This is a genomic window from Acidobacteriota bacterium (assembly GCA_029861955.1).
Classification (GTDB): domain Bacteria; phylum Acidobacteriota; class Polarisedimenticolia; order Polarisedimenticolales; family Polarisedimenticolaceae; genus JAOTYK01.
This window is the reverse complement of the sequence record JAOTYK010000001.1, coordinates 14,596-29,143: the sequence shown is the minus strand read 5'-3', so window position 1 is coordinate 29,143 and position 14,548 is coordinate 14,596. Positions and strand designations below refer to the sequence as shown.

Below are 14,548 nucleotides of genomic sequence, written 5' to 3'. Positions count from 1 at the left end.
CTCCGCATGAACGCGCTCGGTCTCATCGTAGCACCACGGGTCTTAAGAAACTTCCGGCCTCCGGCGTCCCAACTCGGAGCGCAACGTCTCCTCGATATTCGACTGCCGATACTCGAAACCGAGATCCATCAGGCGTCTCGGATAGACCCGTGCCCCGGCCAGCAACAACTCGTCGGCCATCTCTCCCGCCACCCAGCGCAGGAGAAATGCAGGCACCGGGAGGAGAGTCGGACGACCCAATACACGCCCGAGTGTCCTGGTGAATTCGCGGTTGGTGCACGGTTCCGGCGACACAGCATTGAAGACACCGTCGATCCGCAAATCACGGATGACCATCTGAAGCATTCCAACAAGGTCTTCGAGCCCCACCCAACTCATCCATTGGTGCCCGCTCCCCAGACGCCCACCCAGACCGAGACGAAACGGCAACAACATCTTTGTCAGCGCGCCGCCGCCGCCCGCGAGGACAACGCCGAGTCGTGGAATCACGACACGAACACCCCGTTGAGCCAGCACGTCGGTCTCGGCCTCCCACTGACCGCAAACGTCGGCCAGGAACCCCTCCCCGCGGTCGGACGTCTCGTCGAGGGTCTCGTCGCCGCGGTCTCCATAGAATCCCGTTGCGGATGCAGACACGAGGACCGCCGGAGGCCGGTCAAGTCCCGCCAGCGTCCGCACGAGAAGACGCGTCCCCAGCACGCGACTGTCGCGGATACGTTTCTTGACCGGATCGGTCCAACGCCGCCCGGCGACGCTCTCTCCGGCGAGATGCACAACCGCGTCGATCCCCTCAAGAGCACGGCCGTCGATCTCCTCGGTCGCCGGGTTCCATAACACCTCGTCAGCAGCCGTCGGCTGACGTCGGACGAGCCGAACAACGTCATGCCCCGTCGTGGAGAGCGACCGACAGAGGGCGCGACCGACGAGGCCCGAAGCTCCCGTTATGGCAACACGGTGTCGGTCGTCGTTACTCACTGGCCTCCGTGACGGGTTCCCAATCGAACTTCATGATGACCACTTCCGTTTGACAATTCGACCCGGAGACCGGGATGATCGTAGCGTCCGGTGGATTCTATCCTGTGCCGGATGGATGTTGGAGTCTCGATGATCGATGTGGGATACGGTGTGACCATCGACCCGGAGGATCTGGAGTTTTCGTACTCACGGAGTTCCGGCCCCGGAGGTCAGCACGTCAACAAGGTGGAGTCTCGGGTGACACTTCGCTTCGACGTGGAGGCATCCCAGGCGCTGACACCGACGCAGAAGCGTCGAATTTTTCGTGAGCTCGAGACCCGTATCAGCCGGGCCGGCCTCCTCATTCTTCACTGTCAGGCCCATCGCAGCCGGAGCCGCAACCAGGCGATCCTGCTGGAGAGGTTTAGCGACCTGCTGGCCGCGGCGCTACGCCCCCCCAAACGACGGGTCAAGACCCGACCGGGACGTGCCGCACGCGAACGACGCATCACCGCGAAGAAACGAAAATCGGACGTCAAGCGCACACGACGCAAACCCGGGCTCAACGACTGAACTCGCGGTAGGTATAGCGTTCATACTTACGCTCTACCCGCAATGTCCACTCCTCCGGACCGAACGCCGGGAACACCGCGTCCCCCTCGAAATCGCCATGGATCGTGGATAGATGCATCGCCGTCGCGTGGGGCAGTGCCAGCCGGTACACCGACGCCCCACCGGCCACGAACAGCCGTTGGTTGCGGGACTCGGCGTAGGTTACGGCCTCGTCCAGTGAGTGCACAGGGCGGGCTTTTCCTTCGACCGCGTCCGATCGCGTGAGCACCAGATTCTCGCTCTGTACCAGGTCGGCGCCGAAGATCTCCCAGGATCGACGTCCCATGAGAATGCACTGGTCCCGCACCTGGCTGAGAAACTGCGCGTATTCCTCCGGGACCGCCCATGGCATCCGGTCCCCGGCACCAATCACCCGGTCCGATGACATGGCGGCGATCATGATCATGAGTACCGGCGCCTCATTCCAGACGGCGGACGTAGGTCAGATAAGCCGAGGGCGGATCTTCCAGTTGGATCCCCATGCCGGGCGCGCGCCCGACTCGATGCTGGGCACGACCCCAACGAACGACGCCCTGCAGGTCGACGGAACCCTCATCCAGATCGAGAGCCAGGTTCAGTCGAGTCCCACACGTGGCGGGTCGATCGGTGATCACGAAGATGCCGGTCTCGGAGAGGTCGCCGGTCCCCGCGGCCTCGTTGATGGCGGCGACGCCGTAGCGCACGGGAAGGAACCGCACGCGTCGTGGCGCGGGGACTCCACCGACCCTCGCGGTCTCGATCCCGGACTCCGCTTGCAGCGGCTCGGCATGCACGACTGCCACCTCGTCACGCATTTCCCACAACTTGCTTCGGCAGTGGCGACGAACGAAATCGATCGCCTGCCGCTCGGTGGTCTTCGCATCCATGCCGTGAAACTTCAACGAGACCGTTCCCTCCGGTGCCAGCCAGAGGACATTCGGGTACGTCAGAATTCGCGCTCGCCAGCCGGCGTCACAAGGAGCCAGAAGAACGCCGATGGCCACGATTCCGTCGGGCGTATCGGTATTGACCCGCCACGTATGACGCTCTATCTCGATCGGTTCGAGTCCGACCGGACAGACGACCTCGGTACCGTGGGCCGCGCCACAAAGCTTGCACCACTCCATGGGTACATCATAACGGAAACCGGGCTTACGCCGAGAGGCCGAGTTGGAATAGCCGATTGGTCGCGACGGACGTGCTTCGCGCCAATTCGTCCACGGAACTCCCCCGGAGAGTGGCGACAAACGCCAGGGTGTCGCGCACCCAGCCGGGCTCACAACGCTTCCCACGCCTTGGCATGGGCGCCAGATAGGGACTGTCCGTTTCGACGATCAGGCGGTCCGAGGGCGCCTGGAGCGCCGCCTCGCGAACGTCGTCCGCGTTCTTGAAGGTCACCACACCGTTGAAGGCCAGATACCAGCCCAGGCCCAGGTAGGTCTCGGCCTCGAGAGGACCCGCCGTGAAGCTGTGGATCACGCCACACACCTGCGGATGGTTCCGCAGGATCGCGGCCATGTCCTCGTGGGCCTCACGAACATGAATCACGACCGGCAGCCCGTGACGTCTTGCCATCTCGAGCTGCGCCTCGAACCGCTGGGCCTGCACCGCCCGCGAGTCGAGGTCGTAGTGGTAGTCCAGACCGATCTCACCCAACGCGCAGTAGCCGCCCTCGGTCAAGAGGCCGTCGAGCTCGTCCAGACGATCATCGAATGCCTCCCCAGCGGCGTGTGCCGTGAACGGGTCGATGCCCACCGTCGCGAAGACGACGCCGGGAAAACGATGAGCGAGGTCTCGAGTCGCGCGACCATCCTCGACTCCGGTGCCGATCGTCACCATGGCTCGAACGTCAACTTCCGCGGCGCGCTGCACGACGGCGTCGACCTCGTCGATGAGTCGCTTGTGGGTCAGATGGCAGTGGCTGTCGATGATCAACGCGAGGCCTCAGATTCCGCTACGACGCAACAACCATCGTGGCATGAGGCGGATGACCGTCATCACGTATCGCCAGACCGGTGGTGTATAGACGATGTGTCGAGGATGCCGGAGCGCCCTCATGACCGACGCGACCGTCTCTTCCGGCTCGTTGGCGATGGCGGGTGGCTTGAGACCCGCCGTCATCGGCGTCTTCACGAACCCCGGACGGACGCGGACCACCCGCAGTCCCCGATCCTGGTAACGCTGGCCGATGCCGTCGAGATAGTAGTCGAGTCCGGCCTTCGTCGCGCCGTAGAGTGCGACCGATCCGCGGGCGCGGACGGCGGCGACCGAGGTGTAGACACACAGGGTGCCGCCGCCTTCGAGAAGGTGGGGTCGGACACACTCGCAGAATTCGATGGTAGAGCGGAAGTTGACCTCGAGCATCTGCAGCCGCGGCGCTCGGTCGGTCTCTAACTGCCCCTGTTCGGCGAATTTCCCCGCCGCCACGACGACGGCATCGACGGTTGGAACGCAGCCCGCCGCCCGCTCCACGGCCTCTGGAATCCCGGCGGGATCCGCAAGGTCGCACGTCGTTGTCTCAACGACGGAATCGGGGCGTGCCTCGATGAGTCCGGCTCTGACCGTGTGGAGTTTCTCCTCGTCCCGACCCAGCAGAACCAGACGATGCCCATCTGCCGCCAGTGCACGGGCCAGGACCTGCCCCATGCCTCCGGTCGCGCCAAGAAACAGGATATTCATCGTCCCTCCAGCAAGCGCCGCGATAACGCGCTCCGGATCCTTCGATCGGGGTCGAATCTCCTCCGTGCCTCATCGAACCGTCGGATGCGCTCGCCTTCCATCGCGGCGAACGCGTCGCGCCCGGTGAGGGCGTCCTTGGCCAGATAGATTCGCCCGCCGCACTCGACGACCACGCGATCCAGCGCCGCGACCCAGCCCGCAGTCTCGCCCCGAATCATCGGGAGATCCAACGCGACGCTGATACCCGGCATCGGAAACGACAACAGGCCGATGCTGGATTCGCCGCAATCCTTGATCACGGTCAGGAAGGACGCGATTCGCAGGCGACGCAGTTCGTCGAAAATCCGAACGACCGATTGCCTCGCCTCCGCCCGGGGCAGCACGCACTGGTACTGGGTAAATCCCCGTCGCCCGTAGGCGCGATTCCAGTTCTGGACGCCATCGAGTGGATAGAAGAACTCCCGGGCCGAGACGAGTCCGTCGCCCTCGCGACGACGATTACGGGCGAAGTAGATCCGGTTCAGGAGGCCGATGTTCCAGCGGGCCAGGGTCGGACCCGGCAGGTCGAACGGCAGTCGAAAACCGGTGGCACGCGGCTGGGCACGTTCGGGCGCCTCCCCCCGTTCCGCCCAGCGACCACCGATGACGATGCCGCGACCCATCGATCCACCGCCCGCCAACGCGTCGGCCCAGGCGACCGTCATCGGGGACCGCCGACTCTCCTGTGCCAGCCCCTCGAGAAGGCCATCCAGATCCCGACACACACGGATGTGCTGATGGATCCAGGGACTCGCGATCGACTCCAGCCGAAGCCGGGCGGAGAGGATATGGCCCGTCAGCCCCATCCCCCCGACGGTGGCGGCGAACAACCCCTCGGCATCCCCCTGGCCGACCGTGTGAATCTGCCCATCTGCGGTCTGAATCTCGATGGACTCGACAAAATGACCGAGGGTGCCCGCGACATGGTGGTTCTTGCCGTGAACATCGGACGCGATCATCCCACCGACCGAGACCTGGGCCGTTCCCGGAGTGACCGGAGCGGCCCAGCCTTCATCCCAGAACCGACGATTGAGCTCTTCCAGACCGAATCCTGCCTCTGCGTGGAGGAGACCGGTCGCTGCATCGAACCCAAGAACCCGATGCGAGGACCGGGCGTTGGCGACGGGTCCGTCCCCCGCTGCCGGCAGCGAGGCATCGCCATAGGACCGGCCATAGGCGCGGGTAAGGACCGCCCCGTCGGTGATATCGGTCAATCGTGGGGCGAATCGCTCTTCGGCCTCGACCGTCGGGTATCGACCCCAGCCCGAAAGACGCCGCTTCATATCGCGCATCGAACGAAGCATAGACGATACGGTGAATCAAGGCGAAGAAGAGTCCACAATTGGGGGTGACATCCTGCCCCGTTTGAGTAGAATTCCATTCCGCGCGTAAGTGGGAGATCGCACGTGAAATCTGTCGGCGTTGTTAAGGAGACTTTCCCGGGGGAGCGACGTGTCGCCATCGTCCCCGCGATCATCCCGATTCTCTCGAAGGCCGGTTTCGAGATCCACTGTCAGCGGGGCGCCGGCGAGGCGTCGGGCTACGAGGACGCGAACTACGCGGAGCGCGGAGCCACGCTGGTCGATGACCGCGAGTCCGTCTTCTCGCGCTGCGAGATCCTCTGTCAGGTTCGATCCCTCGGCGCCAATACCGATAACGGTCGCAGCGATCTACCGCTACTCCGGTCCGGCCAGGCCGTCTTCGGGATGTTCGAGCCGCTGACGGAGCGCGACTCGATGAACGCGATCGCCGAACGCGGCGTCACGCAGTTTGCCATGGAGATGATCCCGCGCATCACCCGTGCCCAGAGCATGGACGTGTTGTCGTCGATGGCGACGATCGCCGGTTACAAGGCCGTGCTCATCGCCGCCCAACACCTACCAAAGATGTTTCCGATGCTGATGACGGCTGCGGGCACGGTCAGTCCGGCGAAGGTCCTCGTGATCGGCGCGGGCGTCGCCGGACTACAGGCGATCGCCAGCTCCAAACGAATGGGCGCCGTCGTCTCCGCCTACGACGTGCGCTCCGCGGTGAAGGAAGAGGTCGAGAGCCTCGGCGCGAAGTTCGTCGAGATGGATCTCGATAGCGAGGGCGCGCAGGATGCAGGCGGGTACGCAAAGGCCCTCGGCGAAGAGTTCTACCGCAAACAACGCGAGCTGATGACCCGAGTCATCGCCGAGCAAGACGTCGTCATCACGACAGCAGCGGTCCCCGGGAAGAAGGCGCCGCTCCTCGTGACCACTCCGATGGTCGAGGCCATGCACCGTGGCGGGGTGATCGTCGACCTGGCGGCAGAGCGGGGCGGCAACTGCGAACTCACGGAACCCGGCCAGACGGTCGAGCGTCACAACATCACGATCGCCGGTCCGCTCAACATCCCCTCAGAGATTCCGTTCCACGCCAGCCAGATGTACGCGAAGAACATGGCGACGTTGCTGACACACGTATTCAAGGACGACGGACCCGACTTCGAGGATGAGATCACTCGTGACACCGTCGTGACGCATGGCGGTCGGATCACCAACGAGCGGGTTCTCGAGGTATACGGAGGCCAAGGCTGATGGAGATGTTGATTGCCGCGCTGACGATCTTCGTGCTTGCGGTGTTCGTGGGCTTCGAGATCATTACCAAGGTCCCGCCAACGCTTCACACGCCCTTGATGTCGGGATCCAACGCCATCTCGGGCATTACCCTCGTGGGTGCCGTCATCGCGGCGGGCACCGACTACACACTTCTGACCAAGATCCTGGCGTTCATGGCCGTCATGCTGGCCACGATCAATGCGGTCGGGGGATTCCTCGTCACCCATCGCATGCTTGAGATGTTCAGGAAACGGTGATCCCTTGAGCTCCTCTCTCATCAACATCGCGTACATCTTCGCGTCGATCCTGTTCATCCTCGGTCTCAAGGGACTGACCCATCCGAGAACCGCCGTTCGCGGCAACTTGATGGGTAGCGCCGGCATGTTCATCGCCGTCGTCGTGACACTCGGCAACCGCGACATCATTCGCTGGGAATTGATTCTGGCCGGGATCGTCGTCGGCGCAGCCATTGGCTTGGTCGTCGCCCGCAAGATTCAGATGACGGCGATGCCGGAGCTGGTCGCGCTGTTCAACGGGCTAGGCGGCGCGGCCTCGGTCCTGGTGGCGGGCAGTGCCCTGCTGCTGGCGTTGCGCGACGGCGTTACGCCGATGCAGATGCTCATCGCGACGGCCGTGTCGGCGTTGATCGGCGGCGTCACGTTCTTCGGCAGCATCATCGCGTTTCTCAAGCTGCGCGGAACACTCTACGGCAGTTCCCCCCTCTTTCCGGGCCAGCAGATATTCAACGCCATCATCGCCCTGGGTGCTCTGGGCCTGGGCGTCATGGTCGTGATCGAACCCACAAACATGACCTACTTCTGGGCGCTGGTCGGTGCCGCATCCCTCCTCGGCGTCCTGTCCGTATACCCCATCGGTGGCGCCGACATGCCCGTCGTGATTGCGCTACTCAATTCCTATTCGGGTCTTGCGGCGGCAGCCACGGGCTTCGTGCTGAGCAACAACATGTTGATCGTGGCCGGCTCTCTGGTCGGTGCGTCGGGGCTGATCCTGACGCAGATCATGTGTAAGGCGATGAATCGCTCGCTGGCGAACGTTCTGTTTGTCGGTGTGGGGCCGACGGCCGACGGCCCCAGCGCCGACGAGGTCTATGCCGGCAAGATCAAGTCCACGTCCGCCGACGAGATCGCCATGCTGCTGGACGGTGTTCAGCGGGTCGTGATCGTCCCCGGTTACGGGATGGCGGTGGCGCAGGCCCAACACGCGGTTCACACGATGGCAGGGCTTCTGGAGGCTGCCGGTGCCGAGGTGAACTACGCGGTTCACCCCGTCGCGGGCCGCATGCCCGGACACATGAACGTCCTGCTGGCCGAGGCCAACGTGGACTACGGCAAACTGAAGGACATGGACGAGGCCAACCCGGCGTTCGAACAGACCGACGTGGTAATCGTCATCGGCGCAAACGACGTCGTCAATCCCGCCGCTCGCGAGGATCCCACCAGCCCGATCGCCGGCATGCCGATCCTGGATGTCGACAAGGCCCGAACGGTCGTGATGATCAAGCGTAGCCTCAGCCCGGGCTACGCGGGTATCCCGAACCCTCTGTTCGCGCTGGACAACACGCTGATGTTCTTCAACGACGGCAAGCAGGCGATCCAGGAAATCATCACGGCCCTCAAGGAAGCGTAGCCGTCGCCCCGCCGCTCACGATCCGTTTCGCCGCCGATGGCGATGTGCCGACCGTCCTACGTTTCATTCGCGAACTCGCGGAGTTCGAAAATCTTCGAAGTGAGGTCGTCGCTACCGAGGAGTCGTTGCGGCAGACGTTATTCGGCCCACACCCCTATGCCGAGGTCTTGATCGCAGAACTCGAGGATCGACCCGTCGGATTCGCGCTCTTCTTCCATAACTACTCCACGTTTCTCGGACGCCCTGGCATCTATCTGGAAGATCTCTTCGTGACTCCCGATGCGCGAGGTGCCGGAATCGGGCGTGACCTCCTTGTACGCCTGGCTCGGATCGCGGTGGAGCGAGATTGCGGTCGTCTCGAGTGGTGGGTTCTCGATTGGAACGAGAGCGCGATCGCCTTCTACGAGCGGCTCGGCGCACGGAACATGGAAGGCTGGAACGTGTTCCGTATCGACGCAGATGCCCTGGGGCGTCTCGCCGGAAGCCAGTCTGTGGAATAATTCCAGCATCGTTCATCGTTGGAGGCTTCTCTTGTCCGCATTCGAAAAACTAGGCATGTTCTACCTCGGCCGCCCTGTCGACCCCGACAGCGGCGAGACCGTCGATTCACCGCTGCTCCTCGACGCCAGGGACCTGACGACTCACGCGGTCTGCGTCGGGATGACCGGGAGTGGCAAGACCGGGCTTTGCATCGATCTTCTTGAGGAGGCGGCCCTCGACGGAATCCCCTCGCTCGTCATCGACCCAAAGGGCGACATGGGAAACCTCCTCCTGACGTTCCCTGAACTGGATGGGCCATCGTTCCGTCCGTGGGTCGACGGCGATGCCGCGCGACGCGCGGATCTGTCGGTCGACGAATTCGCGAACGCACAGGCGGCCCTCTGGAAGAAGGGTCTTGCCGGCTGGGGGCAGGACGGCGATCGGATCCGGGCCTTACGGGCGTCGGCTGACTTCAAGATCTACACGCCGGGCAGCGATGCCGGTGAGCCCATCTCCATCCTCTCGTCGTTTGCCGCTCCCTCCGAGGAGGTCCGGGCCGATGACGATCTGTTCAGAGAGCGCGTCTCGACGACCGCTGCGAGTCTGCTCGGCCTGATCGGCATCGATGCGGACCCGCTTCGATCGCGGGAGCACATCCTGATCTCGAACGTACTCGAGCAACTCTGGCGTCAGGGAGTGAAACTCGATCTGGCAGGGTTGATCCGCGCCATCCAGCAGCCACCGGTCAGCACCATCGGTGTGATGGACCTGGAGACGTTCTATCCGGAGAAGGATCGTTTTGCGTTGGCGATGCAGGTCAACAACCTGCTGGCCGCTCCCGGCTTTCAGGCCTGGCTACGGGGCACCCCCCTGGATGTCGGCTCGTTGCTTTACACCCCCGAGGGGCGGCCGCGGGTCGCGATTCTCTCCATCGCCCATCTCCCGGACAACGAGCGGATGTTCTTCGTCTCGCTGTTGCTCAACCAGACCATCTCGTGGATGCGTAGTCGCCCGGGTACCAGCAGCCTCCGTGCGCTGCTCTACATGGATGAGATCTTCGGCTTCGCGCCACCTACGGCGGAACCACCGTCCAAGAAGCCGCTGCTGACCCTATTGAAGCAGGCACGGGCCTACGGTCTCGGCGTCGTCCTGGCGACCCAGAATCCCGTCGACCTGGACTACAAGGGGCTCTCCAATACCGGAACCTGGTTCCTGGGTCGTCTGCAGACGGAACGAGACAAGATGCGGGTGATCGACGGACTCGAAGGGGCACTCCGAAAAGGGGACGGCTTCGACCGTGGCGATCTCGATCGGATCCTCTCCGGACTGGGTAAGCGCGTGTTCTTACTCCACAGCGTGCATCGCAAGGGCCCGGAGTTGTTCAACACTCGATGGGCCATGTCCTACCTCCGTGGACCGCTCACACGTTCACAGATCGGCGACCTCACCGACTCCACGGAGACGGCGCCGACATCTCATGTCGCCTTGCCCGTCGCCCTCGGCCCGGATCAGGTGAACCACGACACCGAACTCCCGAGCCAACGACCGGTGCTCTCGAAGGGTGTTCCGCAGGCGTTCTTGCCTGTCGAGGTGCCTCTGGGAGAGGATCGGCTGGTCTATGAGGCTCACCTCGTGGGGCTGGGACGGGTTCAGTTCCTGGATCGCAAGACCAAGCGGCTCAAGCATGCGGAAGAGATCGCCTGTCTCCATCCGCTGCCCGGCACCAGTGTGGCCCCGCAGTGGGAACAGGCCGAGGCGATCGATATATGTCTCGAGGACCTGGAGCAGGAACCGGAACCTGGCGCCGGTTTCGAGGGGATCGAAGGGCCTGCGATCCGTGCCACGTCCTACCGCGGGTGGCGCAAGTCGTTTTCCGACTACCTCTACCGCAATCGCGACCTCACGTTGTTCGTGTCGCCGTCGACCGGGCTCGCATCCGAGCCCGAAGAGAGCGAGGCGGACTTCCGTATCCGTCTCGCGGAATATTCCCGCCAGCATCGTTCCGAGCTGACCGACAAGCTGCAGAAGAAATACGCCAAGCGGGCGCAACGCCTCGACGATCGTTTGCGTCGCGCCATGCAAGCGATCGAACGGGAGAAGGAACAGGCCACCGGTCAGAAGATGCAGACCGCCATCTCATTCGGCGCGACGCTCCTGTCGGCGGTGCTGGGTCGCAAGACCCTGGGCACACGAACTCTCGGACGAGCGACGACCGCAGCCCGCGGCGTGGGACGTTCGATGCGTGCCGGACAGGACGTGGGGCGCGCTCAAGAGAACGCCGCAGATCTGCAACAGAAGATTCAGGATCTGAATCGAGAGATGGAAGACGAGATCGATCTTCTCGAAGATCGACTGGATCCGCTGACGGAGACTCTCGAGAGCAAGGCGCTCCGTCCCCGTCGTGCCGATGTCACGGTCCGAGACATCCGGCTCGTCTGGCTGCCTTTCCGCGAAGCCAGCAACGGCGTCAGGGTTGCCGTCTGGCGCTGACCCCATCTTCACGATGGGATCAGCTTCAGAGGAACTAGCTAGTAGGTGATCTTCGGCTCGGTGGTCTTGGCCTGCTCGATCCAGTTAGCGACGGTCTTGGCCGCCGGCGTGGCGTTTGCCAAGTTCTTCTCGGCGTTGACCTCTTCGATCTTGGTCGTCAGGTTCTCCGCATTGCGATTGCGGAGTTCCTTGATCGTGTCAACACCCGAAGCCTCGAGAAGCTCCGCGTACTGTCGGCCGACGCCGTTGACCCGCATGAGGTCCGCCATGTTGGTCCAGCCGAGAAGGTTCTTCTCGCTGACACCGGTCTTCTCCGCGACGGTCTTGCGACCCTGCGGCGCCGCACACTGGTCGAGAAGATGGTCGGTGGTCGTGATGCCGGCGGAGCTCAGCTTCTCTCTGTAGCTGGGTCCGATCCCTTCGATTTCGTCGATCTTGTAGCTCATGGACTCTCCATTCCGTTTTCAAACAATCCGTGTAAACACCGTGCGCCAATAAGTCTAGCCCAGGTTTTTTGCCGCGTAAACCGGTCAGGGAGCGGGCGGACTAGGAGATGACGTATTGCACCACCACGTAGAGCACGTAGCAGACCACCAGCGGTACACCGTACCAGCGACGAAAGTTCCCCTGCCGGGTCGCCCGTAGGATGAAGAGCCGAAAAAGGGCGAGAATCAGCAACATTGCCGGCACGTGGACGATCAGCAGGATGTCGGGTATCTCGGCCGAGGGATCGAGGATCGGCAGCGGAGCGGCGACGGCCGAGGCGCCGACGACGAACAGGACGTTGAGGATATCGGCGCCGATGACGTTGCCGACGAGGAGTTCGGTCTTCCCACGCAGGACGCAGGTGATCCCGATAGCCAGCTCAGGAAGCGACGTCCCGAACGCCACCAACGTTGCCGCGACAACCACGGACGGCACCTGCCAGTGCACCTCGGCCAACACGATCATCGACAGGACCATCACCCGACTGGCCACGAGGACCATCGCCAGTCCGCCGATTCCCATGGCGATCAGAACCGTCAACCCTCGATCGCTGGCCACCGGTTCTTCTTCCGCACCGGAGCGACCCCAGCGAATGGTACAGACGATGTACGCAATCAGACCCATCAGGAGAAGCACGCCCACGGGTCGTCCGAGTGTTGCCTCCTCACCCTGGAAGTACGCAGCGCCATAACAGAACACGGCCAGCGCGGCGGCCGCGCTGAACTGAATCCAACCCTGCCGACTCAGCACCTTGCTCTTGGCGGGGATGACCGCCAACATGCAGCCCAGTCCGAAGATCAAGCCGGTGTCCGCGACGATCGATCCGATCGCGTTACCGAGAGCCAGGCCGGGCTCCCCGGACCACGCGGCCATCACGGAGACCGCCGCCTCCGGACTGGTCGTCCCCAGCGAGACCACCGTCGCGCCGATGATCACCTCCGGTACGCCGAAGCGCGCCGCCAGGCCGGCCGCCCCGTCGACGAGCAGGTCCGCGCCTCGCAACAGGACCACCATCGCGAGGGCCGCGACCGCCAGAAGAACCCACTGGGACTGCGTCAGAAACCAGTCCGGCGGGAGTAGATGGTCCACGTTCAAACTCCCATCATGGCCAGTCGTAGAAACCGCGACCGCTCTTCTTCCCGAGGCGCCCGCTATCGACGTAGTCTCGCAGAATCTGTGGAGGTAGGAACGCCTCACTCCCCAGCTCGCGATGGAGATGCTCGGCGATCGCCAGTCGGACGTCGAGACCCACCAGATCCGTAAGCCGTAGGGGACCCATCGGGTGGCGGTAACCCAGCGTCATCGCCTTGTCGATGTCCTCGGCGCTTGCCACACCCTGCTCGAACATTCGCATCGCTTCGAGCCCCAGCACGAGACCGAGTCGTGAGGAGGCAAACCCCGGCGAGTCGACGACAACGATCGGCTCCTTCCCGAATCGTCGTCCGTAGTCGAGGGTGCGCTCCAACACGTCGGGAGTGGTCCGATCGGTCTTGACGACTTCCAGCAGGCTCATGATGTGAACCGGGTTGAAAAAATGCATGCCGATGACCCGCTGCGGATGCTTCGTACCCTCTGCGATCGACGCGATCGAGAGCGACGAGGTGTTGCTGGCCAGGATTGCATCGGCATCGATGATCTCGTCCAGTCGCGCGAACAGAGCGTTCTTCAGGCCGATATCCTCGGGCACTGCCTCGACGACCAGCCCACAGCCCTCGGCCATCGATAGATCCGGCGCGGCGGTCAATCGCGACAGCGTCTGCGCGCGATCCTGGGGCTGCACCTTGCCCTTCTCGACGCCCTTGGTCAGATTCCGTTCAACTGCGGCAAGACCGGCTTCGATTCGGTCCGACGAGACGTCGTGGAGCGCCACCTGAAGACCTGCGGAGGCAGCCACCTGGGCGATGCCGTGCCCCATGGTCCCCGCTCCAATCACCACGACACGATTCTGATCCATCGTCATCTCCAAGAGCGTTTCACGATCCTGGCGCAGGATAGACCAGTCGTCACGTCGACGGCTAGACCCGTGGTATAGGGTTCTACGATGCCGGAGACGCAGAATGATCGGTAGTGTCAGCCTGGCGCTCGTCGTGCTGGTGACCCAGTTCACCATCGCGCGCAGTTTGCAACGGTTCACCCGAACGCGACTGTTGGTCGCGATGGTCGCGCTTGTGGCCTGGGGCCTCCTGGTGACCTCCCTGTTTCCGGAACGGTATCCCGACGGTAGGACCGCCAGCCTGTATGCCGTGGCCTGGGTTCTCACCGGCTCTCGGTTTCTCGGCGACCTCTTTCGCCTGCGGGGGGCCATCCGGCTGGAGCAGGACGAACCGGCCTGCAGGGCCGCCTCCCGACGGGCCGGGCGGTCTTTGCCCTGGAGTGGATTGGCCCTGTTGATCGGGCTTCTTCTCCCGGCCCTGGCCGGCGGCGAACGGGGGTGGATTTACGTTCTCGTCGCTCTGTCGGTCCTTCTTGCAACCTCGGCCGCAACGCTTGCCGGACTCGCCGCAAAACCGCGCTCCGGATGGTGGCCAGCGCTCGTCCTGTTCGTCGCCGCGGTGGTGCTGGCTGCCTGCTAGACTGTGAACTTCTAACCAAAATCGGTT

Annotated in this window: 16 protein-coding genes; 7 read left to right on the top strand and 9 right to left on the bottom strand. The window is 63.5% G+C overall.

Annotated elements, in window-relative coordinates; genetic code table 11:
- Nucleotides 1-42 precede the first annotated feature (42 nt).
- Nucleotides 43-975, bottom strand: coding sequence for a TIGR01777 family oxidoreductase (locus tag OES25_00160; protein MDH3626050.1), 933 nt, complete (start codon nt 973-975; stop codon nt 43-45).
- 111 nt (nt 976-1,086) lie between these two features.
- Between OES25_00160 and arfB the strand changes: the two genes are divergently transcribed.
- Complete coding sequence (gene arfB, locus OES25_00155; GenBank protein MDH3626049.1) at nt 1,087-1,527, top strand: alternative ribosome rescue aminoacyl-tRNA hydrolase ArfB; 441 nt, start codon at nt 1,087-1,089, stop codon at nt 1,525-1,527.
- On the opposite strand, the gene OES25_00150 is transcribed toward arfB, so the two are convergent.
- From OES25_00150 to OES25_00130, 5 genes are read right to left on the bottom strand one after another with little or no spacing between them, the layout of a single operon-like run.
- The gene (locus OES25_00150; protein MDH3626048.1) at nt 1,517-1,972 is read right to left on the bottom strand and encodes a dihydrofolate reductase; all 456 of its coding nucleotides are present in this window, start codon (nt 1,970-1,972) and stop codon (nt 1,517-1,519) included. The two genes, arfB and OES25_00150, sit on opposite strands and share 11 nt — an antisense overlap.
- A 13-nt stretch (nt 1,973-1,985) precedes the next feature.
- Nucleotides 1,986-2,672 (bottom strand): PilZ domain-containing protein, encoded by a 687-nt coding sequence (locus OES25_00145; GenBank protein ID MDH3626047.1) that lies wholly within the window; start codon nt 2,670-2,672, stop codon nt 1,986-1,988.
- 25 nt (nt 2,673-2,697) lie between these two features.
- Nucleotides 2,698-3,480, bottom strand: coding sequence for a TatD family hydrolase (locus tag OES25_00140; GenBank protein ID MDH3626046.1), 783 nt, complete (start codon nt 3,478-3,480; stop codon nt 2,698-2,700).
- A gap of 9 nt (nt 3,481-3,489) precedes the next feature.
- On the bottom strand, nt 3,490-4,224 hold the full coding sequence (locus tag OES25_00135; protein MDH3626045.1) for an SDR family NAD(P)-dependent oxidoreductase: 735 nt from the start codon (nt 4,222-4,224) through the stop codon (nt 3,490-3,492).
- Nucleotides 4,221-5,555, bottom strand: coding sequence for an FAD-binding oxidoreductase (locus OES25_00130; GenBank protein MDH3626044.1), 1,335 nt, complete (start codon nt 5,553-5,555; stop codon nt 4,221-4,223). Before OES25_00130 ends, OES25_00135 begins: the two co-directional genes overlap by 4 nt.
- A gap of 114 nt (nt 5,556-5,669) precedes the next feature.
- On the opposite strand from OES25_00130, the gene OES25_00125 reads away from it, so the two are divergent.
- Genes OES25_00125 through OES25_00105 form a run of 5 tightly spaced genes read left to right on the top strand, consistent with a single transcriptional unit; the run spans nt 5,670 to nt 11,462 of the window.
- Entirely contained in the window at nt 5,670-6,824 is a 1,155-nt protein-coding gene (locus tag OES25_00125) for a Re/Si-specific NAD(P)(+) transhydrogenase subunit alpha (protein MDH3626043.1), read from the top strand.
- Nucleotides 6,821-7,102, top strand: coding sequence for an NAD(P) transhydrogenase subunit alpha (locus tag OES25_00120; protein MDH3626042.1), 282 nt, complete (start codon nt 6,821-6,823; stop codon nt 7,100-7,102). Before OES25_00125 ends, OES25_00120 begins: the two co-directional genes overlap by 4 nt.
- A gap of 4 nt (nt 7,103-7,106) precedes the next feature.
- Nucleotides 7,107-8,492, top strand: a complete 1,386-nt coding sequence (locus OES25_00115; GenBank protein ID MDH3626041.1) for an NAD(P)(+) transhydrogenase (Re/Si-specific) subunit beta — start codon at nt 7,107-7,109, stop codon at nt 8,490-8,492.
- 44 nt (nt 8,493-8,536) lie between these two features.
- The gene (locus OES25_00110; protein ID MDH3626040.1) at nt 8,537-8,992 is read left to right on the top strand and encodes a GNAT family N-acetyltransferase; all 456 of its coding nucleotides are present in this window, start codon (nt 8,537-8,539) and stop codon (nt 8,990-8,992) included.
- A gap of 31 nt (nt 8,993-9,023) precedes the next feature.
- Complete coding sequence (locus OES25_00105; GenBank protein ID MDH3626039.1) at nt 9,024-11,462, top strand: DUF87 domain-containing protein; 2,439 nt, start codon at nt 9,024-9,026, stop codon at nt 11,460-11,462.
- A 38-nt stretch (nt 11,463-11,500) separates the two neighbouring features.
- On the opposite strand, the gene OES25_00100 is transcribed toward OES25_00105, so the two are convergent.
- The 3 genes from OES25_00100 to OES25_00090 form a co-directional block, all read right to left on the bottom strand.
- The gene (locus OES25_00100; GenBank protein MDH3626038.1) at nt 11,501-11,908 is read right to left on the bottom strand and encodes a DUF4332 domain-containing protein; all 408 of its coding nucleotides are present in this window, start codon (nt 11,906-11,908) and stop codon (nt 11,501-11,503) included.
- Between the two features lie 100 nt (nt 11,909-12,008).
- Entirely contained in the window at nt 12,009-13,037 is a 1,029-nt protein-coding gene (locus OES25_00095; GenBank protein MDH3626037.1) for a sodium:calcium antiporter, read from the bottom strand.
- Nucleotides 13,038-13,050: 13 nt separating this feature from the next.
- A complete protein-coding gene (locus tag OES25_00090) occupies nt 13,051-13,902 on the bottom strand; it encodes a 3-hydroxyacyl-CoA dehydrogenase family protein (GenBank protein MDH3626036.1) in 852 nt (283 codons plus the stop codon).
- A 103-nt stretch (nt 13,903-14,005) separates the two neighbouring features.
- Here OES25_00090 and OES25_00085 point away from each other — a divergent pair, with 103 nt between their 5' ends.
- Nucleotides 14,006-14,521 (top strand): hypothetical protein, encoded by a 516-nt coding sequence (locus tag OES25_00085; GenBank protein MDH3626035.1) that lies wholly within the window; start codon nt 14,006-14,008, stop codon nt 14,519-14,521.
- The last annotated feature ends 27 nt before the right edge of the window (nt 14,522-14,548 follow it).